A 25,892-nucleotide genomic window follows, 5' to 3' on the forward strand; every position below is an offset into this window, starting at 1 on the left:
TATCATTTTAGGATTTTGCTCCTGTTCTAATAAGACTGAATTCCAAATTTCAGTAACTTTTTCGGGAAAACATCATCTAGGTTTTGAATGTCAGTATCCGTTAGCTCAATTAGATTAAATCCATACTTCCGGTATATTTCCAATTTCGTTTTTTTTCTCTCCGTATACTTGGGATCGTTTTCTATGCCCCAGTACTCAATGTAGACTTTTCCTACAGGGAGATAAAAATCACAGTATACATCTTCTTCAATAGGCAGTTTTCTTTCGTAGGCATGGACAATTTCCGACATGTAGAGCCAATTATCAATAAGCATCTCAGCTTTTGATCTGACAAAATGTCCATCAGCAGCTCTATGTTTAGCCTGAAATTTATCCCGAAAACTTGTATCGACTTCATTAATTGATTCTTCCTTCTCCTCAATGAAATCTCCATTGATTTGCTTAAACGTCTCGATTAGGCTTTTATTGCTAAGAATACTTTCAGGCCAGGATACATAAGGAATACCGGTTTTTTCGTACTCTAATTGTTTTCCACCAATACTTTCACCTAATTTAGTCAATATCCAGCCTTTTCTATCCCTTTCTAACCAGCCAAGTTCGGAAAGAATTGGATTGATACGCAACTTGGATACCTTAAGGATTTGACTCAATACAGTGGCGTTTATATATTTAGTATCCGTTGCCTGTGAGCCTTTCAAAGACTCAAGCTCGTGAATTATAGTATCAGGCCAAACAACCCAAGTTCCTCGTAACGAATCTGATTTAAATTGTCCACCTTTGTTTTTACCGGTATTTGTTAGTGTCCAAGCATCATTAACTCTTTCCATCCATCCGATTTCGATTAAGTATGCCAAGAGTTCACTTGTAGAAACGCTCATCAGTTTAGAGAGAGCTGTTGTAGAAATATATTTCTGATTACCCATTTTTACCTCCTGTGAAAAGAGTCTATTTTAGTGATTTTTAATATAGAGTAATAGGTATATGGTCTAAATTATCTTATTTCGCCAAGAATCTTCCAGAACCTCCGAAAAGCGACAAAAAAAGAAACCTGACTATGTCAGATTTCAAATTGTTTTCTTGGTAAGAGAGATTTATTTTAATACCAATCGATTTGCATTTCTCCGCGATTTCTTGAACAAGTCAGGCGATCCAAAAAGGGCAATTTGAAAAGTAAAAGAAAGAAGCAAAGAGGGAAATACTCAGCGAGGTTCGTGAACATTAAAGGTCATTCTGGCATCGAGTGTGGTCAAAATGTGGTCAACGCCTATTTTCTTCCTAGATCGATCATCATTCATCAAAAATGAAAAGGCTAAACTCCCGTTACATCAAGGGAATTTAGCCTTATCTCTTACAACTATTTCAACGTCAAAAGCGTCACAGCTTCCACATGCGCCGTATGCGGGAACATATCCACTGGCTGCACATGCTTCAATTCATACCTCGCGAGCAGCTTCCCAATATCCTTTGCAAGCGTAGAAGGATTACAAGACACATACACAATCTTCTTCGGTGTAACTTCAAGCAAGGAACGGATCAGCGCATCGTCCAATCCGGTACGCGGAGGATCGACTACAACGACATCGGGCTTCACTCCTTGCTTGGCCCACTGCGGCATCAATACCTCAGCGCGCCCCACATGGAACTGGGCATTCGTCGCCTGGTTTCGCTCGGCATTTTTTCGTGCATCCTCAACAGCCTCGGGAATCAGCTCAATCCCACGCACTTCCCGGGCAAAAGGAGCGAGCCAGAGGGAGATGGTTCCGGTCCCACAATACAAATCAAGCAAAAGCTCGCTGCCAGTCAGTCCGGCGGCTTTTTTTACTTCATCATACAGCTTGTGAGTTTGCTCGGGATTCAGCTGAAAAAAGGCACGAGCAGACAAGTCAAAGGACAGCTCGCCCAGCTTTTCTGCGATGTACGGTCGTCCCCACAGTTCACGGGTGGTCTCGCCAAAGATCACCGAGGTTTTTTGAGCATTGACGTTTTGCACGATGCTGACCAGCTCGGGCAGTCGCGTGCGCAGCTCCATAACCAATTCCTTGACGCGCGGAATCTCGCGGGTAGCGGTTACGAGGGTGAGCTGCGTTTCCCCTGTGGCAAATGCTACACGAGCGACCACGGTACGAATGACGCCAGTTCGCTTGCGCTCCTCATATACGGGAATTCCCAGCTCCTGAATGACCTGCTTGGCAGTGCGAACGATGGCTGTCGTTGCTTCATGCTGCACTTGGCAGGTCTCCAAATCGACAAGCTGATGCGTACCTGTTTGATAGAGTCCAGCGACCAGCTTGTCGTCCCGTTTGCCGACCTGAAACTGAGCCTTGTTTCGATATCCCCAAGGGTTGTCCATGCCAATAGTAGGTGCTACTGGCGGATTTTCCAAACGGGCGTACTTGCGCAGCGATTCGATCACAAGCTCATGCTTGGAGGCGAGCTGCGCCTTGTAGTCCATATGCTGTAGACTGCAGCCGCCGCACTCCTCGTACACGGGACAAGGCGCTTTTGTACGTGCAGGTGACTTCTCTACAACCTTCAATAATCGCGCTGTGGCGTATTTTTCTTTTACCTCCGTTACTTGTGCATGGATCACTTCACCTGGCAGTGCTTTATCTACGAAGACAATTTTCCGTTTAAAATAGCCGATCCCTTCGCCGTTGATTCCCAGGCTTTTGATCGTTAGGGTCATCTGCTGACCGACAGTGAGCTTCGTATCTGGTTGCTTTCCATCCCGGGGACGGACGTCTTTTTGATGCTTGGCTGATGACATGGGGTGCTGCTCTCCTTATTTCATGATGGTTTCTATTATACATGGATACCCCCTACAGACCCAAGCAGAGCAGAAGAGGATGTCACAGATAATGGCAACTTCCTCCCCTGAGCTGTTTTTGTTATAATAGTGCGGAGAATAACGAGGGAGTTGTGACGCTAGATGCAAGAGCTATTTGACAAAATGAAAGAATATCTCAACATGGATTCCGAGATTTCCTTCGCCGAATTTGATGGTTATTATAAAAATGTGGTTTCGTTCCTGAACGATAACTGGACGGGTTTGAACGAAGATGACACCATGAAAATGCTGTTCATCCTCGATAACCTCAAATCCAACGGGGAAGACCGTGCGAAGCGTAAGGAAAAGGAAGCCAAAAAATACGGGAAGATGGCACAGCGCACCGAAATCTGGGCAAATGCTCTGATTGGCCGTCTGCGTGAAGCTGGCTTGACTGACGAAGAAATCGGCAAGCGTTACGAAGAAATCTACGAAGCAGTATAATAGCAATAAAAATGACGATGAGGTCCGATGACGGGCCTCATTTTTTTGCTTTCATCAGCCCAACCGACGACGATATGTCAAAGGACTGGGAGTCATTTTCAAAAAGTTATGTCATTGGAACCAAATTTTGTAAAAATAATGTTAACAGGACAAATTCACAGGATAAATATGGTAATCTGGAGGAAAGTTCCCTATTCTATCAAAAGGAGTTGGACCATTTGAGCAAGCAAAGAAAGCATCGGCTATCATCCTTTCTTCTCTCCCTTGCGCTCTTCACTGGCATCTTTACACTGCCACTGACGAACGCCACTGTCGCCAAGGCAGAGGGACCACTCGATCCAGCACCTGTTTTGACGCCGAAAGTCGTAAATAACAACAACAGCAAAAAAATTCTCTTTGACAACACGCATGGACAGACAGCGGGAGCAGCTGACTGGGTCATTGACGGAGCATTTTCCGATTTTGGCGAAGCATTAGCGGATGAAGGGTATTACGTTACCGAGCTGCGCAAGACGACTCCGATCACTCTGAGCGATTTGGAGGATTATGCGGTATTCGTTATCGGAGAAGCAAATATCCCTTATAAAACCTCTGAACAGCAAGCGATGCTGGATTACGTGCAAAACGGCGGCAGCATATTCTTCATCGGGGATCATTACAATGCAGACCGCAACAAAAACCGCTGGGATGCAAACGAAGTATTTAACGGATATCGCCGCGGAGCCTGGAATGATCCAGCGCAAGGCATGGGCACGGAAGAGCGCAATTCAGCTGCCATGCAAAATGTAGACAGCTCTGATTGGCTTGGAACCAATTTTGGTATCCGTTTCCGCTACAACGCCCTTGGCGACATCACAGCAAATAAGGTCGTGCCTGAAAGTGAATCGTTTGGGATTACAAGCGGAGTGGACACAGTAGCGATGCACGCTGGCTCGACCCTGGCTATACTCGATCCAGATAAAGCAAAAGGAATTGTTTATTTGCCAACCACGAATGTGAAGTGGGCAAATGCCGTAGACCAAGGGGTGTACAATGGTGGCGGCGTAAACGAAGGACCTTATGTAGCGATTTCCAAGGCAGGAAGCGGAAAAGCAGCATTCATCGGGGATTCCTCTCCTGTTGAGGATGCTACGCCAAAATACAAGCGCGAGGAAAATGGCGCAAGTAAAAAGACTTACGATGGATTCAAGGAGCAGGATGATGCCCAACTTCTCGTCAATTTGATTGATTGGCTGGCAGAACCAGAAACGTACACTAGCTTTGACCAGCTGACCGGCTTTACTCCAAGTCCTGTCACACAGCTGTTGCCGATGGAAAATCCGCAAACCTCAACAGAGCCTGTACCAGAGCCTTGGGCTGCACCTGCTGCTGGCTACAAATGGTGGGATACTTCTACCTTCAAACCAGATTCATATGGGTACACTAGCACAACGCCGAATCCGGGTACTGGTCAGGAATTCGAAGATTTTGAAACAGGGACAAAAGCAGCTTATGCAGCAGGAGATGTGACATTGGAGAGCGGTACATGGAATTTGGACAATGCCCTGTTAGGAAATACGACTGCGGATAAAAAGCTGGGCAGTCAATCGGTAAGAGCACGAGCAGCAGGCTCAATCACGATGAAGTTCGATGTGAGCAACGTAACGACGGTCACGATTTCCCATGCAAATTATGGTACAGATACTGGCGCTACGTGGAAGCTGCAAAAATCGGTAAACGGCGGGCAGACGTGGCAGGACGTCAGCAGCCTGCAGAGCAGCACCGGGGCTTTGCAGCAGCAGAGCTTTACTGTGAACGAAGCAGGCAACGTCCGTTTCAAAGTCGTCATCTCAGGAACCTCGGGCAAACGCCTCAACTTTGATAACATAACGTTTGACAACTAGGACGAGTACATTTATAATTTGTAACTAATTTGAATAGTTCGTTAGTAGTTGCGTAGATAAGGAAGAGTAGAAGCAGAGAGCAGCGTTGCAGAGAGTCGTCCCTCGTGCTGAAAGGATGATCGCCAGCCTGTTTTGAAAATCACCTTGGAGCAGTGTCCTAGAAAAGGGAAAGCTTATTTCTGTTAGTAAAGGACAACGGATTCGTCTCCGTTACCAGACGGGAGTTCCCATGTTGAACTTCTTAAGTCTGTTTTCCGTGAGGGAAATAGAGTAGCTGAGTGGTACCGCGATGCTCTCGCCTCAGCCAGCCATGCGCATATAAGCGCTGCTGGCGGGGCGGGGGCTTTTCTTTTTCATGAGACGATAGAGACATGAGACACCTTTGGGAGGAGCATTCAATATATGAGTACAGTAACTGTGGAAGAGATCGTGGTAGCCAACCATGCCTTGAAAGACGTGGTAGAAAAAACACCGCTACAAAAAAACAAGGTTCTGTCCGAACGATATGGCTGCAATGTGTATTTGAAACGAGAAGACCTGCAAGTAGTGCGTTCGTTTAAAATCCGAGGTGCTTATCATTTTATTCGCAATCTTTCGCCAGGCGAGAGGGAAAATGGTGTTGTATGTGCCAGCGCGGGGAACCATGCACAGGGCGTGGCTTATTCGTGTCATCAATTGAAAATTCAGGGAACGATTTTCATGCCGACGACAACTCCACGTCAAAAGGTCACACAGGTGAAGCTGTTCGGTGGCTCTTATGTGGAAGTGGTGCTGATTGGCGATACCTTTGACGACTCTTTTGCAGAAGCGATGAAATATTGCATACAGGAAGAGCGGACCTTTGTTCATCCGTTTGATGATCCGCTGGTAGTTGCTGGACAAGGTACTGTAGGCTTGGAAATTATGAATGACATGGAGGAGCCTGCTGATTTTGTTTTCATGAGCATTGGCGGGGGCGGTCTTGCAGCGGGTGTAGGTACGTATGTAAAAGGAATCAGCCCGGATACGAAAATTATTGGGGTAGAGCCTGCGGGAGCGGCTTCTATGAAAGCGGCGCTTGAGCTCGGAGACGTGGTGACCTTGGATGAGATTGATAAATTTGTTGATGGAGCGGCTGTTAAACAGGTAGGGCAATTGACCATGTCACTATGTCGGGATGTGCTGGACGACATCGTGATGGTGCCAGAAGGAAAAGTATGTACTACGATCCTTGATCTGTATAACAGCAACGCGATTGTGGTGGAACCAGCAGGCGCTTTGTCCATCGCTGCGCTCGACTTTTACCGGGAGCAAATTGCCGGCAAAAACGTAGTGTGTGTCATCAGCGGAGGAAATAACGATATTGATCGGATGCAGGAAATAAAGGAGCGTTCGCTGTTGCACGAAGGATTAAAACACTATTTTGTGATACACTTCCCGCAGCGTGCAGGAGCATTGCGCGAATTCATGGAAAAGGTGCTCGGCCCACATGATGATATCACGCGTTTTGAATACACCAAGAAGAACAATAAAGAAAATGGACCTGCATTAGTGGGAATTGAAATGAAGTGTCAGGCGGATTATCAGCCGTTGGTGGCGCGAATGAAGCAGCATGGAATCAGCTATGTGGAGATCACAAATGATCCGTATCTGTTCAATTTGCTGATTTAAAGAGGCTCCAACCAAGTCTGGGAAACAAAACTGTGTTCGTTGTGTTACAACAGAAGGTGAATTTGCAAAAATGTATGAATACAGCGAAAAAGAGAGCAAGCAGGAGAGAATGAGCGCGAGAGAAAGATAATACGGCGTAATGTATTATAACAAACTTTTATAAAACAGCTACTGTTGTAATACAATACAGATAACAACACACGGGGGGTTAAAATCATGACGCCGATCACTACTTTCTTTCGCAATCTGGAAGCAAAATGCTGCGCTGCTTGCGGGCAAACCATCAACGAACAGGCAGAATCCTACGCTACAGAATGCTTCACTTGCCAGGAACAGGCATCCTTCGACGCCTACAAGCACTACCATCAAAAACGCTAATGAACCGATTCGAGAGATAAGGTGTACCGCTTGGCAGCAGCCAAAAGCAGGTGCGCCTTTTTTGTGTGCAAAGCTTCAAAGCTGTCTTCATCAAAAAGGAACTTCCTTGACTATCCAGAAAGTATGTAGGAATGGTTTCAAAAGGAGCGAGGGAGGATGAGCATTTTGAAAATCGTTACTTTTTCTACAGGTCGGCTCACGGAGGCAGGGAGATTGCTCGCCCTCTGCCAAAAACGAGCAAATGCAGCCATTCCTGCGCTGCTAAGTCAAGGGGAGACAGAAAAACTGGCCATACGCGTTCTCGCGGGTGAGTGGGAGAAAACAGGTGTTTCAGGAGCAGCCGCGCTGGAGGGTGACAAGCTCGTCGGCTATGTCATCGGTCAAAAACAAGAAAATGCTATGCGTGGCAGGCACGTTTGGATCAGTTTGGTTGGTCAGGCGATAGCTTTGGAACAGCCTGTAGAGCTGTATCGGGATTTGTACGCAGCAGCCGCCCAGGAATGGGTGGACGAAGGATATTTTTACCATTGCGCAATGGTGCCAGCTGGTAATCCGGATCTGTTACAAACATGGTTTTGTCTCGGATTTGGTCATGAGCAGGTGCATGGTCTACTCTCATTAAAACAGTTTCAGCCGAGTGCCTCCTCATTGCGGGTGGACGGAGTGGAGCTTCGCTTGGCGACGCCCGAAGATCGCGAGGCGTTTGCAGATGTATCCCCATTAATTAGAACTTATCAAGCAAAATCGCCTGTATTCGGCGTAGCATTGCCCGAAGACGCACATAAGATTCGCGATGGTTATTCAGGGCTGGTCGATGACCCACAGGTCGATCTATGGATTGCGAAAAAGGGGGGAGAGATTATTTCCTTTCAAGCCTACTTCCCAGCAGACCCTGATCCAATTACGATGACTCCAGAGCACTGTATCGAATTAGGGGTCGCGGGGACTCAGCCTGAGTACCGAGGAAGCGGGATAAATTTCGCGTTAACGACGAGAGGCTTGGCCCATGCAAAAGAAAAAGGCTATCACTATTGCATCACTGATTGGAGAATGACGAATCTGCAATCTTCTCGTTATTGGCCACGTCAAGGCTTTGTTCCGATTGTCTACCGGCTTTCACGGCTGATCGATCACAGAATTGCCTGGGCAAAAGGATAAGGAAAGAGGAAAAGACCGCTGCCTGTCAGGATGCAGCGGCCTTTGCGTATCCTTTAGCGACTGGAGGAGGATGCCTTCGAGGCCTGTTGCTTTACATAGTCAATCAGCCCCAGTTGAAAGCCTTCTTGGGTAAGCAATCGCTTCGCTTCGTAAGTACTTGCATAGTAAGCGTGAACATGTGAGTCATTTTCGAGAACTTGCCGGCATGCCTCATCAGCGTACAGCTCCAGGTACCAATCTGCTGATTTGATCTGCGCGACCAGGTCTTCATAAGGGGGCTCCGGCTTTTTCCACGGATTCAGGCGGTGAAACAGTTCACCAAAAATCGCTACAACGACTAAAATTCCGATTAAGAACATGGCTGTCACCTCAAAGGTTGGTTCCCTCCCATGTTACCACTCCACAGCCCCTGTTTTCCACGGGTATGTCTGCCTGCTTGCAAAACAGTCAGAAAGGAGGCATCCTAGAATGATAAGCAAGACTTGTACGCCAACAGCTTTTTGGAAGGGATTGAGGATAATAGATGTTTCATCCGTTAGTATTTGACAACATCAGGGTGGTGCTGGAAGGTGCAGTATATGACCGTGATTTTGAGGGCGCTATCACGATTACCGGGCGCTCGGACGTGATGGATATGGCTTCTTTCCACCGGATGTTTCAAATAGAGTTTACATTAGTAGATCGGGATAAAAGTGAGCAAGCTGTAATCGCAGAGATGCAGCTGCGCACGGGCCTGGCTGATATTGCTGCTGAACAGCTGGAGCAGCCGTTGACAGAGCACGTCGGCTGTACGATTTGTATTCATTTTCATTTGCCGATGATGAACCATGGGGATGTTCCGCAAAAAATAAAATCAATCACAACGATTCTGGACGATATATGGGGAAGTCGACCGTACATAACACAAACGCTGAAGGCCAGGGTAGAGGAAAATCGGATCGAGTGGCCGCCAAAGCATCTGCGGAATCAGGTAACTCTTGATTTTCATCGTAAAATCGACGAGGGAAATATAGATGACTTGCGCTTTTTAATTGATCATACGGTGCAGTCGCTTACGAAGCTTCAGGTGTTTGCAGACAACGAGCTCAGCTAAATTTGCATAGGGGCATTTACAATTTCCAGCATGCGTATTATTATTTTGTTAACCTTATTATAATTTTAGTTAACAAATGGAGGCTATACGCATGAGAAATGAACGTTTGAGGTGGCTGCTCTTATCTGCCATTTTTGCTGCGCTTACTGCAGTTTTGTCCCAGCTGACGATTCCATTGCCTTTGATCCCGATTACGGCGCAGACGCTTGCTGTAGGCTTGACTGCTACGATTTTGGGCAGTCGCTACGGGACGGTAGCACTCTTGATTTACGTGCTGCTAGGTGCGATCGGCTTGCCTGTTTTTACAGAAGCGAGCGGCGGCTTGCAAGTATTGGTTGGGAAAACCGGAGGCTATATCTTCGGATTTATCGTGACCGCGTATGTAACGGGCTTGTATCTGGAAAAGACGAGCTTTACCTTCGTCAATGCTGTGATCGCCAATATTATTGGGATGATCGTCACATTGATTTTTGGTTCTATCCAATTGAAATTTGTACTGGATGTTCCATGGGACAAAGCGTTTGCCTTCGGTGCGACACCATTCTTGATGGTAGGCGTGATCAAGGCAGTGCTCGCTGCCCTCATTGGAATCAAAGTGCGCGAGCGTCTGGTTGCAACACGCTTGCTGCGAACAGAACAATCGATTACGAACTAGCTTGCAGTCTTTTTATGGCCATCCGATTTCGGGTGGCTTTTTCTTCGCATAATCTCTTTTTTGTGCTGGATACTAATCCGTAACATACCGTATTTACCACAAGGAGGACATTATGAACGTAACGATTTCGGGACCAAAGGGTCTGCCTCTCTCGGGAAATCTGCTATCCTTTCGTCGTGATCCACTACAATTTATCCGTAATGCATCTGAGGAGCACGGTGATGTGGTGCATTTTCGATTTGGGCCGAAACGCCATGTCTACCTGCTCACGAATCCAGATCAGATCAAAGAAGTGCTGGTTTCCAAGCAAGCGCATTTTCGCAAAGGAAAAGGGCTGCAAGTAGCGAGAGCAGTCGTAGGGGACGGAATTCTTACGAGTGAAGGGAAGAAGCATTTGCGGCAAAGAAGATTGATGCAGCCAGTCTTTCATCGTGAACGAATTGCTGCCTATGGTCAGGTCATGGTTCGCCAAGGGGTTGACCTGATGAGCGAATGGAGAGACGGTGAAGTTCGCGATATCCACCACGATATGATGAAAGTCACGCTGGCCATCATTACCGAGACGATGTTTGGCAAAAGCATCAAAGAAGGCGCCGATCAAATTGGAGAGGCGATTGATATCGGATTGAAGTACGTTGCCAACAAGGCGTCCTCGTTTATTGACATACCACTGTCTGTACCGACGAAAAGCAATCGCCAGTTTATGGAGTCGAACGAGACATTAGACAAAACAATTTTTTCGCTGATCGAAGAAAGACGTAAAAGTGGGGATCATGGGAAAAATGACCTTTTGTCGATGCTCTTGGCGGCACGAGACGAGGACGACGGTGAAGGGATGACCGACGAGCAAGTGCGTGATGAGGTTATGACCATTTTTGTGGCGGGTCACGAGACGACAGCGAATACGATGTCCTGGATTTTTTATTTGCTGGCAACACATCCAGAAGCAGAGAAAAAGCTCCAAGATGAGCTGTCGACGGTCCTGTGTGACCGGCTGCCTACAGTAGAAGATTTGCCTCACCTGACGTATACGAATTTGATTGTACAGGAGACACTGAGGCTGTATCCGGCGGCGTGGACGATTAACCGGGAGGTCGTAGAAGAGGTAGAGATCGGCGGCCATACTTATCAGCCAGGGGAGACCTTGATGATGAGCCAGTACGTCATGCATCGCAATCATCGTTACTTTGACAATCCTGACGAGTTTATTCCTGAGCGTTTTGAGGGCGATTTGCTAAAACGGATTCCGACCTATGCCTATTTCCCGTTTGGGGGAGGCCCACGTGTATGCATCGGGAATAACTTTGCGCTTATGGAAGCAGCTCTGCTTTTGGCGACGATCGCCCAGCGCTATCGATTGCACCTGGAAACTCCTGGTCAGAAGGTAGAGCCAGAGCCGTTGGTTACACTGCGACCGAAAAACGGCTTGCCAATGAGAGTGGAGAAGAGAGGATAAAAAAGGAAGGGGATTTTTGGACAAAAAAAAGGCATCTTTTCACCTACGGGTTACGCCGTGTTGTGTCAGATACCGAACTGGGGGTTATTTATCACTGAAAGCAACATGCTTACAAGTAATAATGTAACAGAGAAAAATAAAAAATATATTAACTGAGAATAAATCTATATAAATTTTAAATGTGGTAAAAAGGAATTGTAAACGAAAAGCTGCTTCCGACTCCGAGCTCACTGTTTACCATCAGTTCTCCGCCATGACGTCGGACGATGCTCTGGGAGATTGTCAAACCAAGTCCCGTACCACCGTTGTTTCGGTTACGGGACTTTTCTGCGCGATAAAATTTGGTGAATACTTTGGGCAGGTCTTCGCTGGAGATGCCCTCACCTTTATCAATCACGGAGAAAAGCACATGTCCTTCACGCTGATCACATGTAATCAATATTGAGCCGTTTGGTTTATTGTAGTAAATTGCATTGTTGAGCAGGTTTTCCATAACCCGGCGCAGCTTTGTTTCATCCGCTTCGATATGCAGCTCATTGGAAACGCGCAGCTTCCACTGGAAGGAGAGTCCTGCTTCCTTGATGCGAGTCAAATAGTCCTCAATGATCCCTTTCAAGAAGCTTTTTACATGAATGCGGCTAATGTTGAGCCTCACTTCTGTACTTTGCTGGCTAAAGTCCTGCAATTCGTCGAGCAGCTTTTCCAAATCAGACGTTTTCAGCTCGATTTTGCTCATTTGCTTCTGAATTCGCTCAAGCTCAGTGACGCGTCCCGAGCCGATGTATGATGCATACCCCTTGATTGTAGTCAGCGGAGTACGGAAATCGTGGGCGATCGAGGCGATCATCTCCGATTGACGTTCCTCGGAAAAGCGCATCTCATCTACCATATCTCCGAAGTAGCGAAACAATTGGCCGAACTCGTCGTGGGATTTGTACGTAAACGAGACGAGTCGCTTTCCGCCGCGAATCTCTTGAGTTACACGTGACAGCTCGCTCACAGGGCGCAAAATCCAGCGGACAAATAGAGTGAGTAGCACCAGACCGACCAACACAAGGCTTCCGTAAATAAACCAAAGCATCATGGATACACCTGTTGTAGACATGATGTCATAGTCGTCTGTGTAAAAATAAATGACGATTTCCCCTTCGCGTGGCGGCTCCTGCTGAAAGTGGTATTCTGCAACTGTCTTGAGGTCCCCCTTTTTGGAGGAACTCCGGTTCGAAGTGGACGAAGGGACCTTTAAATCATAAGCTTGCGAGGTTTTGTTGAAGATCGTATTGCCGTTTGCGTCCTTGATCACCATGCGGTACATGACGTCCTCAGGCAGCTGCTTTTCTAGCTCCTGACGCTCCGTAGGGTCCTTGAAATTGCTCGTACGCAATAACTGATTGACTCGAACCTTTTCCGCTGCTTCCTTTTCGTATTGATATTGATTGTGTCTGTCATTTTTTAGCTGGTCAACAATGATGTCCTGAAAGACGAATTTGAACAAAAGGATATTCAGTGTGATCAAAGCGATAAACGAAAGAAACAGTTTATTGCGCAAGCTCATTTATTGCTTCTCCCCGATAAATACGTAGCCTGTCCCCCATTGTGTCTTAATGAACTGGCGGTTCGTCTCCAGCTTTTCACGCAAGTTTTTAATGTGGACGGTCACTGTATTGAGCGAGCCGTAGCCATAGCCCCAGACACGATCGTAGATTTGCTCCCGTGTAAACACGATGCCGGCATTTTCAGCGAGGAATGTGAGCAGTTGAAATTCCTTGGTGGATAGCTCAATTTTTTCATTGCTGACATAGACAGAATACGTTTCTTTATGAATTTCCAGGTCCTTAAATTTGAGGACTGTAATCGAAGAGTTGGCAGCTTCTTTATCCGGCTGCTCTTCGGTATGCTTGCGAATACGCTCATAGCGGCGCAAATGGGCACGAATACGGGCAAGCAGCTCTTCCGTATCGAAAGGCTTGGTAATGTAGTCATCGGCACCGATTTCAAAGCCTACGACCTTGTCCACAGCTTTTCCTTTCGCGCTTAAAAACAGAATCGGCAAATCCCACTCACGGCGAATTTGGGAGCAGAGCTCATAGCCGCTCATATTTGGCATCATAATATCTAGCAGAATGAGATTCGGGCGATGGCCCTGGCTGAGCATCTGCAGTGCATCTTCGCCATTTTCGGCTGCGGACACCTGAAAGCCTTCGTTTTCCAATATGTCTTCTAAGAGTTCAATAATCTCGAGGTTGTCATCGACAATTAATATGTGATCCTTCACCGGTTATACCCCCAGTTACTTCTATTAATAAGGAAGCGAGCACTCAGAAAAAATTTATTTACCATGTCTATCTATCATAACATGCTTTGACCAGGGAAAGGCAAGTATGCCCCTCACTATAATCAAATACTTATAAGTGAGGTCACCTCATGACACCAGGTACTAAGTTTCGTCAGAAAAAGCCAGAGACGCGAAGTCCCTGGCTCTTATTTTTTGCCGAACTACTTTTTAGTTGCTTGATCTTCCGGCAACGATGCAGCTTGCACCGCGTTTTCCTTCTTCGGATTTTCAGCCTTTGCTTCCAGAACAGGCGTGTTGATGCGCTTTGCACCTACATAACGCTTGCTCCAGTAGTAGGGATCGCTCAACTTGGTGTTGACGACGCCACGGCCAGTTTCCGAGTGCACGAATGTGCCGTTTCCGATGTAGATGCCAACATGAGAAATGCTGCGTCCATTAGTGTTGAAGAAAACGAGGTCGCCGGGTTGAAGGTCTTTCTTCTCGACGGATTCTCCTACTTCATATTGAGCCGCAGAATTGTGAGGCAGGTCTACACCTAACGCATCAAATACGTAGCGTGTGAAACCGGAGCAGTCAAAGCCCTTTTTGGATGTACCGGACGATTTGTAAGGAACGCCGTACAGATCGCTTACCACATCATTCAAAGATGTGCTTTCAGCAGCCTGTGCAGCACCGGTTCCCATCGCCAGCAATCCAGCCATAATAAAAGATACTACCAACTTGCGCAAAAGAAACTGCTCCTCCCATGAGCCTACGAGGTTAGCTGAAGGGTTCGGTCGAAAGGACGCCCTAGACTGCCGTGATACACAGCCATTCACCCCAAAAACTTGGTTCCCCCGTTTCCGCCAGGCGGAACTCGGCTATTTTCGATGTTTTTTTACACGCGTACTCAACACAGATTCTACGCTTGTCCAATATCTCCTCTTTTTCGATGGTTTGTTCACATTTTTGCCATAATATTTTGTCTGATGGCGTAACGTTTTGTCCGGGTAATGCAAGCTTTGATTCGGCAAGGTCCTGCAAGGCTCGTCCGATTGGAGCAGGAAGCTATATCCGTCCAAGGACGGAGGGAAAAACCAACCGCTCGCCCGTTATGGGAAGCCTATGCTCGGGGCTACAATAAGGGCATAAGGTCGACCTGCACCACATCAACAACGAATGGAGGCAAGCAAAGGATGAGCGAACGGTCTGGAAAGATACTACTCGGGCTGGTTCTGCTGCTAATTGGCGGGTTGGTTCTGTTGGACCAACTGGGAATCGACAGCGGCGATTTGATTGGCGTGTTGATTCCTTCAGTAATCATGCTGTACGGAGCTCGCAAAGTAATGGGTAATTCGGGCTCACGCTTTTGGGGAGTAATTGTCTTCCTGTTCGGGCTGTTGATGCTGTTTGGGAAGCTGCACCTCTTGTTCCACAGCATCTTGGCCATAGGGGTTATCTATTTGGGATACCGCCTATTGCGTCCGCGGCCAGAACAAAAAGAATCACCACCAGCTTGGGAGCGTCAGTGGGCACAAGGAGTATTAAAAGAAGATACGCTGGATGACTGGGAAAAAAGAGTGACGAAACGGTAGCCGTAGGTAATTATGTCGAATGTGGCTTTTGGATGAAACTATATGATGTGATATGATGAGGAGGAAATAAAAAATGAGTATCTTTAGACGTTTGCGTGACCTGACAGTAGCTTCTGTGAATGATGCATTGGATTCGATGGAAGATCCGGTAGTGATGCTGAACCAGTATATGCGTGACATGGAAGTAGAAATTGGACAGGTTGAAGTAGCGGTAGCCCGCCAGGTTGCTCTGGAAAAGAAATTCCGCCAGCAGTTGGATGAGGCAAACGCACTGATTGAAAAACGTGATCGCCAGGTGAAGCTGGCACTGACCGAAGGCGAAGACGAGCTCGCTCGCCGCGCTCTGGCAGACAAAAAGCAGTATGAAGGACGTGCAGCAGAATACGAAACTCTCTACTTGTCGGCTTCAGAAGCTGCCGCGCAAATGCGTGAGAAGCTGGCTGAACTGAAAGAAGAGTTCTATAAAATGCGTGCTAAAAAATTCACATTGATGGCACGTGCGCAAGTCGCTCGTACACAAAAACAAGTGAATCAAGCGGTTGTTGGTATTGGCAACCAAACAGCTGGTCGCGGCTTTACAAGAATGGAAGAAAAGGTTATGCGCATGGAAGCAGAGGCACAAATGAGTGGACAATGGCGCGGTTCCAATGTAGGTTATGGATGGGAGAATGCTTTGTCCCAGCTGGAGAAGGATGATCTCGATTCCGAGCTTGCAAACATCAAAGCCTCATTGCAAGAGAAAAAAGCACCGGTCCAAAAACCAGAGCAGTCCTAAATCGGACAGGAACTAGGGGACCAGGTGTAGAATAAAGTGTGGCAACTAGGCAGCCTGGATTTCAGGCTGCTTTTCCCCTAGGAGGTACGATTCTTGGTAGACTTCTTGGTCTTTTTGCGACGGTTTATCGCTGAGCCCGGTCGTGTCGGCAGCGTTATTCCCAGCTCTCGGTTTTTAAGTGCACGTATGCTGGAGGGCGTTAATTGGGCTTCCACCGATGTCATACTTGAGCTGGGGCCTGGCACGGGTGCTTTTACGCAAGCGATTTATGAAAATATGCGTCCCGATACCCATTATGTGCTTGTAGAGCGCGACTCCCAGTTTCGGTCGATGCTGCACTCCCGATTTCCGGAGATTCCGATCATGGAGGAAGCAACGAGACTGCGGGATTACTTGGAGGAATTAAATCTTGCGCAGGCAGATGTGATTATATCAGGGCTGCCTTTTGCCAACTTTCCGCAAGAGCTACGGACAGACATTTTGAATGAAGTCCAATCCGTGCTGAAACCAGGCGGGCTGTTCATTACATTCCAATATTCGCTACAACTCCAAGCTGAGCTGCAGGCACGTTTTTCCAGGGTAGAGACCAGCTTTACCTTGCTGAATATACCACCTGCATTCATTTATACATGTCGTAACGGTCAGAGTGAAAACGATCGGCATGGGGCGTAAGAGAGGAGACTTCTGTGAAATTGTCCCGCTTGCACAAAATGTTGGCTGGTGTCCTGATCATTTTGACCGGGATTGGCCTTTTGTTAAATGGGTTGCATATAATCACGTTCGGTCTGTTTGATCTGTGGCCGATGCTTCTGGTGTACTTTGGTGCACGGTTGTGGAAACAGAACAATCGGATTGGCGGCGGCATATTGATCAGTCTGGGTACGATCATCGCTCTCGAAATGTGGTTTGGCATTGGCATAGATGATTTGTTTCGAGTAGCAGTACCTTTCGTCTTTATCTACTTCGGCTTCCGCTTGGTGCGGGGCAGAGCGCGGCAAAAGGGATCGCTACCTGGGAAGGATACATTGTTTGAGAAGGCAGATCTAGACTTCCAGGCGGAGCCCTTGTCCGATGACAAAGTGGAAGGCGATGAGCCTAAAGGGCAGCGTGAAAGCTGGACAAAATGGAGACCGCCCGGTGCGAAATCAGCGGATAAGGATAAGGATGGGGCGACCATTCATCGGGACCGCATGTTGCCAAAAGATTCCCGCAGTTCGCTGATCGGCGATTTTCACCTGACCTCGGGCAGGTTCGAGCTGAGCCAATTGCATGTATGGCATGGCATTGGCGATGTTGTGATTGACTTGTCTCGGGCTATGCTGATGAAAGAGGAAGCGCTTCTCGTAGTGGAGGGGTGGGTTGGCGACGTTACAATCTACGTCCCTGTCGATCTTCCCGTTTTAGTATCAGCGGAGCTCACGGTTGGTGATCTGGAAGTGTTCAGTCACCGCCAGGGAGGGGTCAATCGAAGTCTGATGATTCGTTCTGATCATTATGATCAGGCGGTGCATAAAGTAAATTTGCATATCTCGCTGCTAGTCGGCGATATAAAAGTCAAGTACATCTAGGAGGTACTGGCGGATGCGTCGACAGCGGTTGGCAAGTATACAATGGCAGTATGTGCGCTACGGTGTAACAATGGCCGTCAGTGCGATCGTGATAGCATTTATTTGTTTCTTTTCGCTCTACTTTCAGTGGAGAAACGATCCCAGTATCCATCAGTGGTATTTCAAGATCATCCATGATCCCCAAATCGTGCTGTGGCTAGGTGACAACAGAGGGTCACTATTATCCCCAGACCCGGATTGGCTGATTCAGCTAGTGGCCTTTATTATTTCGTTGCCTGCCGGATTGGTTGTCGCCCTGATCATTTCTTATATCGGCGGGAACCTCTTGAAAAAGAGATTGTTTGTTCTCGGCGAAGCGGCAATGAAGCTGGGGCGAGGTATGTTATCGTACCGAGTGCCGGAGCTTGGAGTCGATGAGGTAGGAGAGCTCGGCTGGCAACTAAACAGGCTGGCTTCTCAATGGGAAGAGCAGGTGGCATCCTTACAGCGCCTTTCTAATTCCAATGCAGCACTTGCCGAACAGCTGAAGCATGCCGCCGTGACGGAGGAAAGGCAGCGACTGGCGCGTGAGCTGCATGATGCAGTCAGTCAGCAGTTGTTTGCCATTGCGATGACCACAGCAGCGATGAAGCGGCTGGTCGAAAAAAATCCGCAGCGCGCCAGCCAGCAAATTGAATTGGTTGAAGAAATGGCAGCCGCAGCACAGGCGGAGATGAGGGCGCTATTGTTGCATCTTCGCCCGGCGACTTTGCAAAACAAAACGTTGAAGGAAGCCATTTTGGAACTTTTAGATGAGCTCACACGTAAAAATACGATGGAGCTGACGTGGGAAATCGAAGACGTCGAAGGCTTGCCGAGTGGAATTGAGGATCATCTGTTCCGAATTCTGCAGGAATCGCTCTCCAATACGCTGAGGCATGCCAAAGCCAACCTGATTAGCGTCAAGCTGTTTACTTTGCAAGAGCAGGTTCGCATGCGGGTGTCAGATGACGGGGTAGGTTTTGATCCGGATGGAGATAAGCCGACGTCCTATGGTTTGCGAAGCATGCAGGAACGGGTTGCCGAGGTAGGCGGCTCGATGGAGATTTATTCAGCGATAGGCAAGGGAACGCAAATCGAAGTGCGGATTCCCCTGATGTCACAGGCAGAACGGGAAGGGTGAGATCTTTTGTGATTCGGGTATTACTTGTTGATGATCATGAAATGGTACGGATGGGACTGGCTGCCTATCTCTCAACTGAGGACGATATTGAAGTCGTAGCGGAAGCGGGTAGCGGGGAAGAAGGCGTTCGGATGACGATTGAATTGCGTCCAGACGTCGTATTGATGGATCTGGTGATGGAAGGCATCGGTGGTGTAGAAGCGACCAGACGGATTCGCGATGCTTGTCCTTCCAGCAAGGTGATCGTACTCACGAGCTTTATCGACGATGAGAAGGTATATCCTGTCATCGAGGCTGGTGCGTTTAGTTATTTGCTCAAAACCTCGCGTGCGGCCGAAATTGTCAAAGCGATCCGTTCTGCGGTAGCAGGAGAGCCTGTACTGGAATCACGTGTTGCCGGAAAAATCATGGCGCGTTTCCGCCATGGACAGGAAGCCCATCCGCATGAACAGCTGACACCACGTGAGCTAGAGGTGCTCAAGCTGATCGGTCAGGGCAAATCCAATCAGGAAATAGCGGATGAGCTCATTATTGGGATTAAGACGGTAAAAACCCACGTAAGCAACATTTTGGCCAAGCTAAGCGTGGAGGACCGCACACAAGCAGCGATCTATGTACACACGCATAATCTGGGCTAGGAGATGACCGTGCCAAAAAAGGAAATGACGAGGAGGCTCACTCTTTTGAATAGAGAGTGAGTTTTTTTTGTATATGTGGTAAAGATAGTAAGTAATAGCTTTTGGAAAGGAGGGAGTGTAAGATGAGGCACAAACCTCAGACACGATCCAAGGTGCTTTCGGCAGACAAGGGAGTAGATATCGTCGGAGATGTTCATGGCTGTTATGACGAGTTTATCGAACTCTTGCGGCGCTTGGGGTATGAGCGAGGTCACGATGGGACGTATCGCCATTCACAAGGTCGAAAGCTCCTTTCCCTCGGAGATATTACAAGTCGTGGACCACAATCAATCAAGATGCTGCAATTTTTTTTGCTGCACACATCATCCGGCATTGCTGAGATGGTCGATAGCAATCATGGATGGAAAGTGGCGCGTTGGCTCGACGGAAGGCCTGTCACACTTGCCCATGGAGACGAAAAGGTAGAAGAAGAGCTGCGAATGTACCAGCAAGAATTTGGGCCGAAAAAGGCAGCGGTTTTGCGAGAGCAAAGTCGGCGTCTTCTGTTTTCTTCTCCGTCGCACATGATGATCAGGAGAAAGGATAAGCTGGTCGCAGTCGCTGTCCATGCAGGAATTAAAGATGACTATATCGGGATGGAGTCGTCAGCGGTACAAACCTTTTGCAGGTACGGGGATGTAGCCGGAACAGGGCCAGATGGTCGTCCAATCCGCAGAGAGTGGGCAAAAGAACGAAAGGCTACGGAGCCGCTCATTGTGTGGGGACATGATCCACGCCCTAATCCAGAACGTAAAAACGGCACACTCAATATCGACCAGGGCTGCGTGTTTGGCGGAATGCTAACCGCCTATCGCTTTCCGGAGGACGAATTGATAAGTGTACCGGCAAAGAAAAACTATTCGGGTTTGACTGACACACCGTTAACACGTTATACCGCGGATTGAGAATCGTTGTTCTTGCTTTTTATCTGGTTTTGCTTCTCGTTCGTTTTGCTTACGCTAAATTGCTCCAGCGTGTTTTTGGCAGAGGAGTGAATACCGACACTGGCGAGGCCCGCAGTCAAGCCCTCGAGCAATGCTATCTTCCAGTCAAAGCCAGGTGAATACAACCACTGATTCACCATGTACAGTCCGAGAATCAGCACGACCGCTACCCAACTACGCAGCTTTTTGGGGATGCGAAGTACGTCGGAAAGGGTAGCAGTGCCTGCTAGGGCAAAGGCAATAATCAAGCCCAGATCAAATCCCAAGGCCCACTCCCTCCACAAATTGAGCTTAGGTTTTCAGTTTTTCATACAGACGCTTGAGGATGACTGCTTCAGCCCAGAGGGGCAACGGCTTGTCAGCTTGGCTTCGCCAATCTTCATTAGTGAGTAGCCCTTGGTCAAACATCCAGTCGATTGCTTCCTGTTTCCAATCAGGCAAAGTGCCACCTCCTCCGTTGCCAGGATTGCCGGTCCCCCCGCCATTGCCTGGTGAGCTGGTCGGTGTTGGCGTTGGTGTCGTTTTTGGCGACTGATAGGGGAGCTTGGCGTACTCACAAAAGGCTCGAACGACTGCTTCTGCAAGGTCCTTCCAGTCTTTGGCGAGCTTATCTGCATCCATCGGGTTGTCGGCAAAGCCATATTCCACGATGACGGTTTCCACGCTGCCCGTCTCCCGATGCATATAGTAGTAGTCGAGTCCGGGATTGTTAGGAAGTGTACGAGTAAAAATTCTCCGATTAGGCATACCTTCTGCTTCCAAATCCTCCTGAATCAAGCGAGGGAATGCAGCAGAGCCAAAAATGGAGTAAATTACTTCGGAGCCTCTGCCGCCGCCAGAATTGATATGGTTGGAAATACAATAGCGAGCCCCGCTGTTGCGGACAATCGCTGTTCGAGCATCGCTTGAGAGGGTAGTATCTGTTGTTCGCGTCATGGCGACGGCGATGTTTAACTCTTGGAGTCGGTTGTATTGATAGGTTGATATCTTGAGGGTCATATCCTTCTCTGAAAATTGGGAATTATTACCTCCCCCAGGATCGACACCACCATGTCCGGCATCGAGAATGACGATAGGAGTCATTGTCACATCACCTCTTGCAATTAGGATATGCTAGAAGTAGCAATCATGTTTGAGGCGGACTCATCAATTTCCGATGGTGCAATGTACAGAATGTCCAACTATGGTACAATGAACATGTATTTAATTACGCAAAGAGGATGGTAATGTATTGATGGCTTGGTACAACTGGGTAATTCCGATTGTTACACTCTTACTTGGCCTCGTAGGCGGTTTTGCCGGAGGTACTTATTATTTGAAAAAGCAGGTGTCCAATATGCAAATGGACGACAAGCAACTGCAAGCCATGGCCCGTTCTATGGGGATGAACCTTAACCAGAAGCAACTGAAACAGATGAGCCGTACGATGAAAAACATGAAAATGCCAAATAAATTCGGTAAATAAAGCGGAGGGATGTCGTTATGGGGCCGACTCGCCTGCGCTACACGATGATTGGCTTTATTATCGGGGTATTTATCGTGTACATGAAAGATCTGCCGATCGGGGAAGGAACCCGATTTGCAGCCCCTTTTTATTTGGCGGGCGTCGGCCTGCTGATTGATGGCATCATTTTACGCTTGAAACAGAGAAAAGGAAACGAAGAGTAGGGGGGAGAGCCTGGCTAGATGCCAGGCTTTTTTCTTTTGCATAAGGACATGTATTCCTGTGCAAAAAGAGTGGAAATATGTTGACAGAGTCCACTAAATAAACTACATTATTTGTTGACAAAGTCCACTAAAAAGGAGTAGCGTCATGCAGCAGGACATCATTTCAGATATACGAAAATTCAACCGCTTTTACACGATCGTGCTCGGAATTTTGGAAAAGCATGTATTGGATACCGGCTATTCTTTAACCGAGGCACGGGTGATTTTGGAGATTGGCTTCATGAGAGAGTGTATCGCAAACGATCTGGTCGAAAGGCTGAAAATTGATCGTAGCTACATGAGTAGAATCCTTGCCAAGCTTAGCAAGGATGAACTGCTTATAAAAGAAAGCTCACCCTCAGATAGTAGAGTCAGCTTGATTCAATTGACTCCGAAAGGGATGGCTCTTTTTCAGCAGTTGAATGAAAAATCGGATGAACAAATAGCAGAGTTAGTAAAAGGGTTATCACAAAAAGAAATAAATGAAATACATGCTTCTATGCTACTGATTCAAAACAAATTAGACAGGTAGGGGAGGATACATAAAATGATTCGATTTGAAAATGATTATGCAGAAGGTGCCCATGAGCGCATTTTGAAACGGTTACTGGAAACAAATGAAGAGCAGACACCTGGGTATGGGATGGATAAATACTGTGAAAATGCCAAGGCGTATATTAGAAAAGCGTGTGGTATGGAGAATGCAGACGTACACTTGTTAGTTGGGGGAACACAGACGAATACGACAGTTATCGCTTCCATATTGCGCCCGCACCAAGGTGCCGTTGCTGCTATTACCGGTCATATTGCCGTACATGAAACAGGGGCAATTGAAGCGACTGGTCATAAAGTACTTACATTGCCGAGTGACGATGGGAAAATTCGGGCAGAACAGGTAAAAGAAATGGTTGACGCTCACTGGAATGATGTCACCCATGAGCATATAGTACAGCCAGGCTTGGTTTACATTTCTCACCCTACCGAGAATGGAACAACCTATAGCAGAGCAGAGCTGGAAGCATTAAGTAAGGCTTGCCGCGAGCATGGCTTGCCATTGTTTTTGGATGGCGCCAGATTAGGATATGGACTGGTTTCCCAAGACAGCGATTTATCTATGGCAGATATAGCAAGGCTGTGCGATGTGTTTTATATTGGGGGAACGAAAGTAGGAGCGTTGTGTGGAGAGGCCGTTGTCATCACGAACGATGCTCTGAAAAAAGATTTTCGGTATTTCATTAAGCAAAGAGGCGGCATGCTAGCCAAAGGCAGATTATTGGGAATCCAATTTGAAACCTTGTTTGAGGATGGCTTGTATTTTGAGATTGCGAGTCACGCTGTGGATATGGCGATGATGATTCTTGAGGCATTCAAAGAAAAAGGATACTCATTCCGCTATGATTCAGTAACCAACCAGCAGTTCCCTATTTTGCGAAATGATGTTCTAAGCGAATTGGGCAAAAAGTATTCCTTTTCCTTATGGGAAAAATTCGATGATAATCACAGTGTCGTGAGATTTTGCACCAGCTGGGCTACTAAAAAAGAAAATGTAGAAAAGCTGATAGAGGATATCCGGGCATTGTAATAAAGAAAGGAGCGGGTATACCGTTCCTTTTCATATTTGCTTTTTCGATAGAACTTCAAGGAGGATCTTTCAAAAGAAAGATGGGGAAGATGCTCTGGCTTGCCGAGGAAAAAGGAGAAAAAGCGAAGCTCTTTGGGACATCAACCGAGGTGGAATGAAAAAAGGGAAACACGCCTTTAAGCGTCCACCTCTGAGAAGCCTCGGTGAAATGCGCTACTTTGGACGCGGTTTCCCTTTTTTCATGTAACCGTACAGGATTGACCTCATTGCAGAGGGCCCAAGAAGCTGGAGCATTTTCTTCTTTTTCCTCTCCTCCACTACAGCCCGGAAGTCACTTTCCTTTAAAGCTCTTTTATTTTAATAGCCTACGTAAAAATCAATTCATAAATCATTTTTGTAATCAACGTGATAGAAACAGCCAAGAACAACGGACGAACATAACGGACGCCTGTTTTGATCGCCACACGCGCACCGATGCTCGCACCGAGAAGCATAGCGACACCCATGACCAGACCAGTCAATAAAATAACCTTGCCTTCCATCGCGAAAACGAACAAGGCAGAAATGTTACTCGCCAGATTCAGAATCCGTCCATTCCCGGCAGCGATCACAAAATCATATCCGAACAAGAGCACCATCAAGAAAACGAAAAACGAACCGGTTCCCGGTCCGAAAAAGCCATCGTAAAATCCAATTAAAAAGGTAAAGGGAATCCCGACACCGAGTGTGAACTTGGTGAGGCCTTTAAAGTTGGAATCTTGACCGAACCGTTTGTTAAACAATGTGTAGACGAAAATCAGCGCCATCATGATGATGACCAGTACCTTTAATAGCTCCTGAGGAACAAACAGTACCGTTTTTGCCCCAAAGTAGGCCCCTATTAATGAGACGGGAAAGAGGATAAGCATGAGCTTCTTGTCAAACTTGCCGTTTCGAATAAAGGTCACGGAGCTGGTAGCGGACGAAATAGTGCCTGCGAGCTTGTTCGTGCCCAATGCCAGGTAGGGAGGAATTCCTAAACCCAAGAGAGCAGGGAGAGAGATTAGCCCACCTCCGCCTACCGTACTGTCAATAAAGGCAGCGACAAACCCGAAGAATGCGAGAAAGACAATGGTTGATAAGTCCATTTCCACAAAAGATCACCTGATTCTCTAGTTTGTATAAATCCAAGTCTAGCATGCTCTACCCTGTTTGCAAGATGGAAATCTACTGAAATAATTTAATAGATTAATATACTTTGCAAACCGATTTGTTGTAAAAGTACGTTCTTTGAAGTATAATAAAGGCGAAGCTTGACCCATACATATTTTGAGGAGGAATGTTAAAATGGCACATCAACTTCCTGCATTGCCTTATGCACATGATGCACTGGTTCCACACATCGACGCTCAAACCATGGAGATCCACCACGGACGTCACCATGCTACGTATGTAAACAACCTGAATGCAGCTCTCGAAGGTCACGCTGACCTGCAAGGGAAAAGCGTTGAAGAATTGATCAGCAACCTGGATGCTTTGCCAGAAGGTATCCGTACAGCAGTTCGCAACAACGGTGGCGGGCATGCTAACCACACTCTGTTCTGGGAAATCCTGAGCCCGAATGGCGGCGGCGCACCAACTGGTGAACTGGCTGACGCTATCAACGCGGCTTTCGGAAGCTTTGACAACTTCAAAGCTGAATTCGCAAAAGCAGCTACAACTCGCTTCGGTTCCGGCTGGGCTTGGCTGACTGCTGAAGGCGGAAAAGTAGCTATTTCTTCTACTCCTAACCAAGACAGCCCTGTAATGGAAGGCAAAACACCTATCCTCGGTCTGGACGTATGGGAGCATGCATACTACCTGAACTACCAAAACAAACGCCCTGACTACATCGCGGCGTTCTGGAACGTAGTAAACTGGGATGAAGTAAGCAAACGTTTCGCAGCTGCGAAATAATTGCAGGCTCACTCATCAAAAGCTTGTCGCTCAATGCGGCAAGCTTTTTTGCATGTGCGCCCAGCATGGGCGTTATCTCTAGGGTTAAAGTCCCGAATGGTGAAGGCAGTAGTAGCCATTAGCCTAAG

General features: G+C 47.4%; 29 protein-coding genes, 1 riboswitch and 1 other annotated feature. Of the genes, 20 read left to right on the plus strand and 9 right to left on the minus strand.

All coding sequences use genetic code 11. The annotated features are described in order from the left end of the window. Nucleotides 1–26 precede the first annotated feature (26 nt). Both SB752_RS27880 and rlmD read right to left on the minus strand, forming a co-directional pair. A complete protein-coding gene (locus tag SB752_RS27880; RefSeq protein WP_410718721.1) occupies nucleotides 27–923 on the minus strand; it encodes a glycerol kinase in 897 nt (298 codons plus the stop codon). 431 nt (nucleotides 924–1,354) lie between these two features. Next, nucleotides 1,355–2,686: a 23S rRNA (uracil(1939)-C(5))-methyltransferase RlmD gene (gene rlmD, locus SB752_RS27885; RefSeq protein WP_410718749.1), complete on the minus strand. Its 1,332-nt coding sequence runs from the start codon at nucleotides 2,684–2,686 to the stop codon at nucleotides 1,355–1,357. Nucleotides 2,687–2,929: 243 nt separating this feature from the next. On the opposite strand from rlmD, the gene SB752_RS27890 reads away from it, so the two are divergent. The 5 genes from SB752_RS27890 (at nucleotide 2,930) to SB752_RS27910 (ending at nucleotide 8,340) form a co-directional block, all read left to right on the plus strand. Next, the gene (locus SB752_RS27890; protein ID WP_410718722.1) at nucleotides 2,930–3,271 is read left to right on the plus strand and encodes a hypothetical protein; all 342 of its coding nucleotides are present in this window, start codon (nucleotides 2,930–2,932) and stop codon (nucleotides 3,269–3,271) included. A 281-nt stretch (nucleotides 3,272–3,552) separates the two neighbouring features. Further along, the gene (locus SB752_RS27895; RefSeq protein WP_410718750.1) at nucleotides 3,553–5,154 is read left to right on the plus strand and encodes an Ig domain protein group 2 domain protein; all 1,602 of its coding nucleotides are present in this window, start codon (nucleotides 3,553–3,555) and stop codon (nucleotides 5,152–5,154) included. A 44-nt stretch (nucleotides 5,155–5,198) separates the two neighbouring features. After that, nucleotides 5,199–5,460 (plus strand) — a binding site (T-box leader). 96 nt (nucleotides 5,461–5,556) lie between these two features. Beyond that, nucleotides 5,557–6,804, plus strand: coding sequence for a threonine ammonia-lyase IlvA (gene ilvA / locus SB752_RS27900; protein WP_410718723.1), 1,248 nt, complete (start codon nucleotides 5,557–5,559; stop codon nucleotides 6,802–6,804). Between the two features lie 216 nt (nucleotides 6,805–7,020). Further along, entirely contained in the window at nucleotides 7,021–7,182 is a 162-nt protein-coding gene (yhfH, locus tag SB752_RS27905) for a protein YhfH (protein WP_084765575.1), read from the plus strand. A gap of 156 nt (nucleotides 7,183–7,338) precedes the next feature. Then, complete coding sequence (locus tag SB752_RS27910) at nucleotides 7,339–8,340, plus strand: GNAT family N-acetyltransferase (RefSeq protein ID WP_410718724.1); 1,002 nt, start codon at nucleotides 7,339–7,341, stop codon at nucleotides 8,338–8,340. Nucleotides 8,341–8,393: 53 nt separating this feature from the next. On the opposite strand, the gene SB752_RS27915 is transcribed toward SB752_RS27910, so the two are convergent. Further along, entirely contained in the window at nucleotides 8,394–8,699 is a 306-nt protein-coding gene (locus SB752_RS27915; RefSeq protein WP_410718725.1) for a hypothetical protein, read from the minus strand. 164 nt (nucleotides 8,700–8,863) lie between these two features. On the opposite strand from SB752_RS27915, the gene SB752_RS27920 reads away from it, so the two are divergent. From SB752_RS27920 to SB752_RS27930, 3 genes are all read left to right on the plus strand, one after another. Next, complete coding sequence (locus SB752_RS27920) at nucleotides 8,864–9,433, plus strand: hypothetical protein (RefSeq protein WP_410718726.1); 570 nt, start codon at nucleotides 8,864–8,866, stop codon at nucleotides 9,431–9,433. 91 nt (nucleotides 9,434–9,524) lie between these two features. Then, nucleotides 9,525–10,088 (plus strand): biotin transporter BioY, encoded by a 564-nt coding sequence (locus tag SB752_RS27925; RefSeq protein WP_410718727.1) that lies wholly within the window; start codon nucleotides 9,525–9,527, stop codon nucleotides 10,086–10,088. A 112-nt stretch (nucleotides 10,089–10,200) separates the two neighbouring features. Next, a complete protein-coding gene (locus SB752_RS27930; RefSeq protein ID WP_410718728.1) occupies nucleotides 10,201–11,544 on the plus strand; it encodes a cytochrome P450 in 1,344 nt (447 codons plus the stop codon). A 175-nt stretch (nucleotides 11,545–11,719) separates the two neighbouring features. Here SB752_RS27930 and SB752_RS27935 read toward each other — a convergent pair whose 3' ends face one another. The 3 genes from SB752_RS27935 to SB752_RS27945 all read right to left on the minus strand — a co-directional run bounded on the left by SB752_RS27935 (nucleotide 11,720) and on the right by SB752_RS27945 (nucleotide 14,568). Continuing rightward, a complete protein-coding gene (locus tag SB752_RS27935; RefSeq protein ID WP_410718729.1) occupies nucleotides 11,720–13,099 on the minus strand; it encodes a sensor histidine kinase in 1,380 nt (459 codons plus the stop codon). Then, nucleotides 13,100–13,819 (minus strand): response regulator transcription factor, encoded by a 720-nt coding sequence (locus SB752_RS27940; RefSeq protein WP_410718730.1) that lies wholly within the window; start codon nucleotides 13,817–13,819, stop codon nucleotides 13,100–13,102. A gap of 221 nt (nucleotides 13,820–14,040) precedes the next feature. Beyond that, nucleotides 14,041–14,568 (minus strand): C40 family peptidase, encoded by a 528-nt coding sequence (locus SB752_RS27945; RefSeq protein ID WP_410718731.1) that lies wholly within the window; start codon nucleotides 14,566–14,568, stop codon nucleotides 14,041–14,043. Nucleotides 14,569–14,573: 5 nt separating this feature from the next. Further along, nucleotides 14,574–14,712, minus strand: a riboswitch (cyclic di-AMP (ydaO/yuaA leader). Nucleotides 14,713–15,015: 303 nt separating this feature from the next. Between SB752_RS27945 and SB752_RS27950 the strand changes: the two genes are divergently transcribed. The 7 genes from SB752_RS27950 to prpE all read left to right on the plus strand — a co-directional run bounded on the left by SB752_RS27950 (nucleotide 15,016) and on the right by prpE (nucleotide 20,501). Continuing rightward, nucleotides 15,016–15,414, plus strand: a complete 399-nt coding sequence (locus tag SB752_RS27950) for a LiaF transmembrane domain-containing protein (RefSeq protein WP_410718732.1) — start codon at nucleotides 15,016–15,018, stop codon at nucleotides 15,412–15,414. A 73-nt stretch (nucleotides 15,415–15,487) separates the two neighbouring features. After that, on the plus strand, nucleotides 15,488–16,189 hold the full coding sequence (locus tag SB752_RS27955) for a PspA/IM30 family protein (RefSeq protein ID WP_410718733.1): 702 nt from the start codon (nucleotides 15,488–15,490) through the stop codon (nucleotides 16,187–16,189). 93 nt (nucleotides 16,190–16,282) lie between these two features. Next, nucleotides 16,283–16,861: a class I SAM-dependent methyltransferase gene (locus SB752_RS27960; RefSeq protein WP_410718734.1), complete on the plus strand. Its 579-nt coding sequence runs from the start codon at nucleotides 16,283–16,285 to the stop codon at nucleotides 16,859–16,861. Nucleotides 16,862–16,875: 14 nt separating this feature from the next. Then, on the plus strand, nucleotides 16,876–17,757 hold the full coding sequence (gene liaF, locus SB752_RS27965; RefSeq protein WP_410718735.1) for a cell wall-active antibiotics response protein LiaF: 882 nt from the start codon (nucleotides 16,876–16,878) through the stop codon (nucleotides 17,755–17,757). Between the two features lie 13 nt (nucleotides 17,758–17,770). After that, on the plus strand, nucleotides 17,771–18,919 hold the full coding sequence (locus SB752_RS27970) for a histidine kinase (protein ID WP_410718736.1): 1,149 nt from the start codon (nucleotides 17,771–17,773) through the stop codon (nucleotides 18,917–18,919). Between the two features lie 8 nt (nucleotides 18,920–18,927). Beyond that, the gene (locus SB752_RS27975; protein ID WP_410718737.1) at nucleotides 18,928–19,557 is read left to right on the plus strand and encodes a response regulator; all 630 of its coding nucleotides are present in this window, start codon (nucleotides 18,928–18,930) and stop codon (nucleotides 19,555–19,557) included. A 122-nt stretch (nucleotides 19,558–19,679) separates the two neighbouring features. Then, nucleotides 19,680–20,501: a bis(5'-nucleosyl)-tetraphosphatase PrpE gene (gene prpE, locus SB752_RS27980; RefSeq protein WP_410718738.1), complete on the plus strand. Its 822-nt coding sequence runs from the start codon at nucleotides 19,680–19,682 to the stop codon at nucleotides 20,499–20,501. Here the strand turns inward: prpE and SB752_RS27985 are convergent. Further along, nucleotides 20,486–20,806: a hypothetical protein gene (locus tag SB752_RS27985; protein ID WP_410718739.1), complete on the minus strand. Its 321-nt coding sequence runs from the start codon at nucleotides 20,804–20,806 to the stop codon at nucleotides 20,486–20,488. The two genes, prpE and SB752_RS27985, sit on opposite strands and share 16 nt — an antisense overlap. A 25-nt stretch (nucleotides 20,807–20,831) precedes the next feature. Next, nucleotides 20,832–21,623: an N-acetylmuramoyl-L-alanine amidase family protein gene (locus tag SB752_RS27990; protein ID WP_410718740.1), complete on the minus strand. Its 792-nt coding sequence runs from the start codon at nucleotides 21,621–21,623 to the stop codon at nucleotides 20,832–20,834. 151 nt (nucleotides 21,624–21,774) lie between these two features. Between SB752_RS27990 and SB752_RS27995 the strand changes: the two genes are divergently transcribed. From SB752_RS27995 to SB752_RS28010, 4 genes are all read left to right on the plus strand, one after another. After that, nucleotides 21,775–22,005 carry a YneF family protein gene (locus SB752_RS27995; RefSeq protein ID WP_049736898.1) on the plus strand — a complete coding sequence of 77 codons (231 nt, stop codon included), beginning with the start codon at nucleotides 21,775–21,777 and terminating at the stop codon, nucleotides 22,003–22,005. A gap of 17 nt (nucleotides 22,006–22,022) precedes the next feature. Then, a complete protein-coding gene (locus SB752_RS28000) occupies nucleotides 22,023–22,208 on the plus strand; it encodes a hypothetical protein (protein WP_049736899.1) in 186 nt (61 codons plus the stop codon). A gap of 145 nt (nucleotides 22,209–22,353) precedes the next feature. After that, nucleotides 22,354–22,779: a MarR family winged helix-turn-helix transcriptional regulator gene (locus tag SB752_RS28005; protein WP_410718741.1), complete on the plus strand. Its 426-nt coding sequence runs from the start codon at nucleotides 22,354–22,356 to the stop codon at nucleotides 22,777–22,779. A gap of 15 nt (nucleotides 22,780–22,794) precedes the next feature. Then, a complete protein-coding gene (locus SB752_RS28010; protein ID WP_410718742.1) occupies nucleotides 22,795–23,829 on the plus strand; it encodes a threonine aldolase family protein in 1,035 nt (344 codons plus the stop codon). Nucleotides 23,830–24,194: 365 nt separating this feature from the next. Here the strand turns inward: SB752_RS28010 and SB752_RS28015 are convergent, their stop codons facing one another. Continuing rightward, nucleotides 24,195–24,962: a TSUP family transporter gene (locus tag SB752_RS28015; RefSeq protein ID WP_410718743.1), complete on the minus strand. Its 768-nt coding sequence runs from the start codon at nucleotides 24,960–24,962 to the stop codon at nucleotides 24,195–24,197. Between the two features lie 193 nt (nucleotides 24,963–25,155). Between SB752_RS28015 and SB752_RS28020 the strand changes: the two genes are divergently transcribed. Further along, nucleotides 25,156–25,764 carry a superoxide dismutase gene (locus SB752_RS28020; protein ID WP_410718744.1) on the plus strand — a complete coding sequence of 203 codons (609 nt, stop codon included), beginning with the start codon at nucleotides 25,156–25,158 and terminating at the stop codon, nucleotides 25,762–25,764. Nucleotides 25,765–25,892 lie beyond the last annotated feature (128 nt).

The sequence above is a fragment of the Brevibacillus sp. SIMBA_040 genome, from assembly GCF_046535075.1.
GTDB lineage: Bacteria > Bacillota > Bacilli > Brevibacillales > Brevibacillaceae > Brevibacillus.

Excerpts from the sequence above, each read along its gene's own strand:
- SB752_RS27880 (WP_410718721.1), bottom strand. The coding sequence starts at position 923 with ATGGGTAATCAGAAATATATTTCTACAACAGCTCTCTCTAAACTGATG.
- rlmD (WP_410718749.1), bottom strand. The coding sequence starts at position 2,686 with ATGACCCTAACGATCAAAAGCCTGGGAATCAACGGCGAAGGGATCGGC.
- SB752_RS27890 (WP_410718722.1), top strand. The coding sequence starts at position 2,930 with ATGCAAGAGCTATTTGACAAAATGAAAGAATATCTCAACATGGATTCC.
- ilvA (WP_410718723.1), top strand. The coding sequence starts at position 5,557 with ATGAGTACAGTAACTGTGGAAGAGATCGTGGTAGCCAACCATGCCTTG.
- yhfH (WP_084765575.1), top strand. The coding sequence starts at position 7,021 with ATGACGCCGATCACTACTTTCTTTCGCAATCTGGAAGCAAAATGCTGC.
- SB752_RS27910 (WP_410718724.1), top strand. The coding sequence starts at position 7,339 with ATGAGCATTTTGAAAATCGTTACTTTTTCTACAGGTCGGCTCACGGAG.
- SB752_RS27915 (WP_410718725.1), bottom strand. The coding sequence starts at position 8,699 with ATGTTCTTAATCGGAATTTTAGTCGTTGTAGCGATTTTTGGTGAACTG.
- SB752_RS27920 (WP_410718726.1), top strand. The coding sequence starts at position 8,864 with ATGTTTCATCCGTTAGTATTTGACAACATCAGGGTGGTGCTGGAAGGT.
- SB752_RS27925 (WP_410718727.1), top strand. The coding sequence starts at position 9,525 with ATGAGAAATGAACGTTTGAGGTGGCTGCTCTTATCTGCCATTTTTGCT.
- SB752_RS27930 (WP_410718728.1), top strand. The coding sequence starts at position 10,201 with ATGAACGTAACGATTTCGGGACCAAAGGGTCTGCCTCTCTCGGGAAAT.
- SB752_RS27935 (WP_410718729.1), bottom strand. The coding sequence starts at position 13,099 with ATGAGCTTGCGCAATAAACTGTTTCTTTCGTTTATCGCTTTGATCACA.
- SB752_RS27950 (WP_410718732.1), top strand. The coding sequence starts at position 15,016 with ATGAGCGAACGGTCTGGAAAGATACTACTCGGGCTGGTTCTGCTGCTA.
- SB752_RS27955 (WP_410718733.1), top strand. The coding sequence starts at position 15,488 with ATGAGTATCTTTAGACGTTTGCGTGACCTGACAGTAGCTTCTGTGAAT.
- SB752_RS27970 (WP_410718736.1), top strand. The coding sequence starts at position 17,771 with ATGCGTCGACAGCGGTTGGCAAGTATACAATGGCAGTATGTGCGCTAC.
- prpE (WP_410718738.1), top strand. The coding sequence starts at position 19,680 with ATGAGGCACAAACCTCAGACACGATCCAAGGTGCTTTCGGCAGACAAG.
- SB752_RS27990 (WP_410718740.1), bottom strand. The coding sequence starts at position 21,623 with ATGACTCCTATCGTCATTCTCGATGCCGGACATGGTGGTGTCGATCCT.
- SB752_RS27995 (WP_049736898.1), top strand. The coding sequence starts at position 21,775 with ATGGCTTGGTACAACTGGGTAATTCCGATTGTTACACTCTTACTTGGC.
- SB752_RS28000 (WP_049736899.1), top strand. The coding sequence starts at position 22,023 with ATGGGGCCGACTCGCCTGCGCTACACGATGATTGGCTTTATTATCGGG.
- SB752_RS28005 (WP_410718741.1), top strand. The coding sequence starts at position 22,354 with ATGCAGCAGGACATCATTTCAGATATACGAAAATTCAACCGCTTTTAC.
- SB752_RS28010 (WP_410718742.1), top strand. The coding sequence starts at position 22,795 with ATGATTCGATTTGAAAATGATTATGCAGAAGGTGCCCATGAGCGCATT.
- SB752_RS28020 (WP_410718744.1), top strand. The coding sequence starts at position 25,156 with ATGGCACATCAACTTCCTGCATTGCCTTATGCACATGATGCACTGGTT.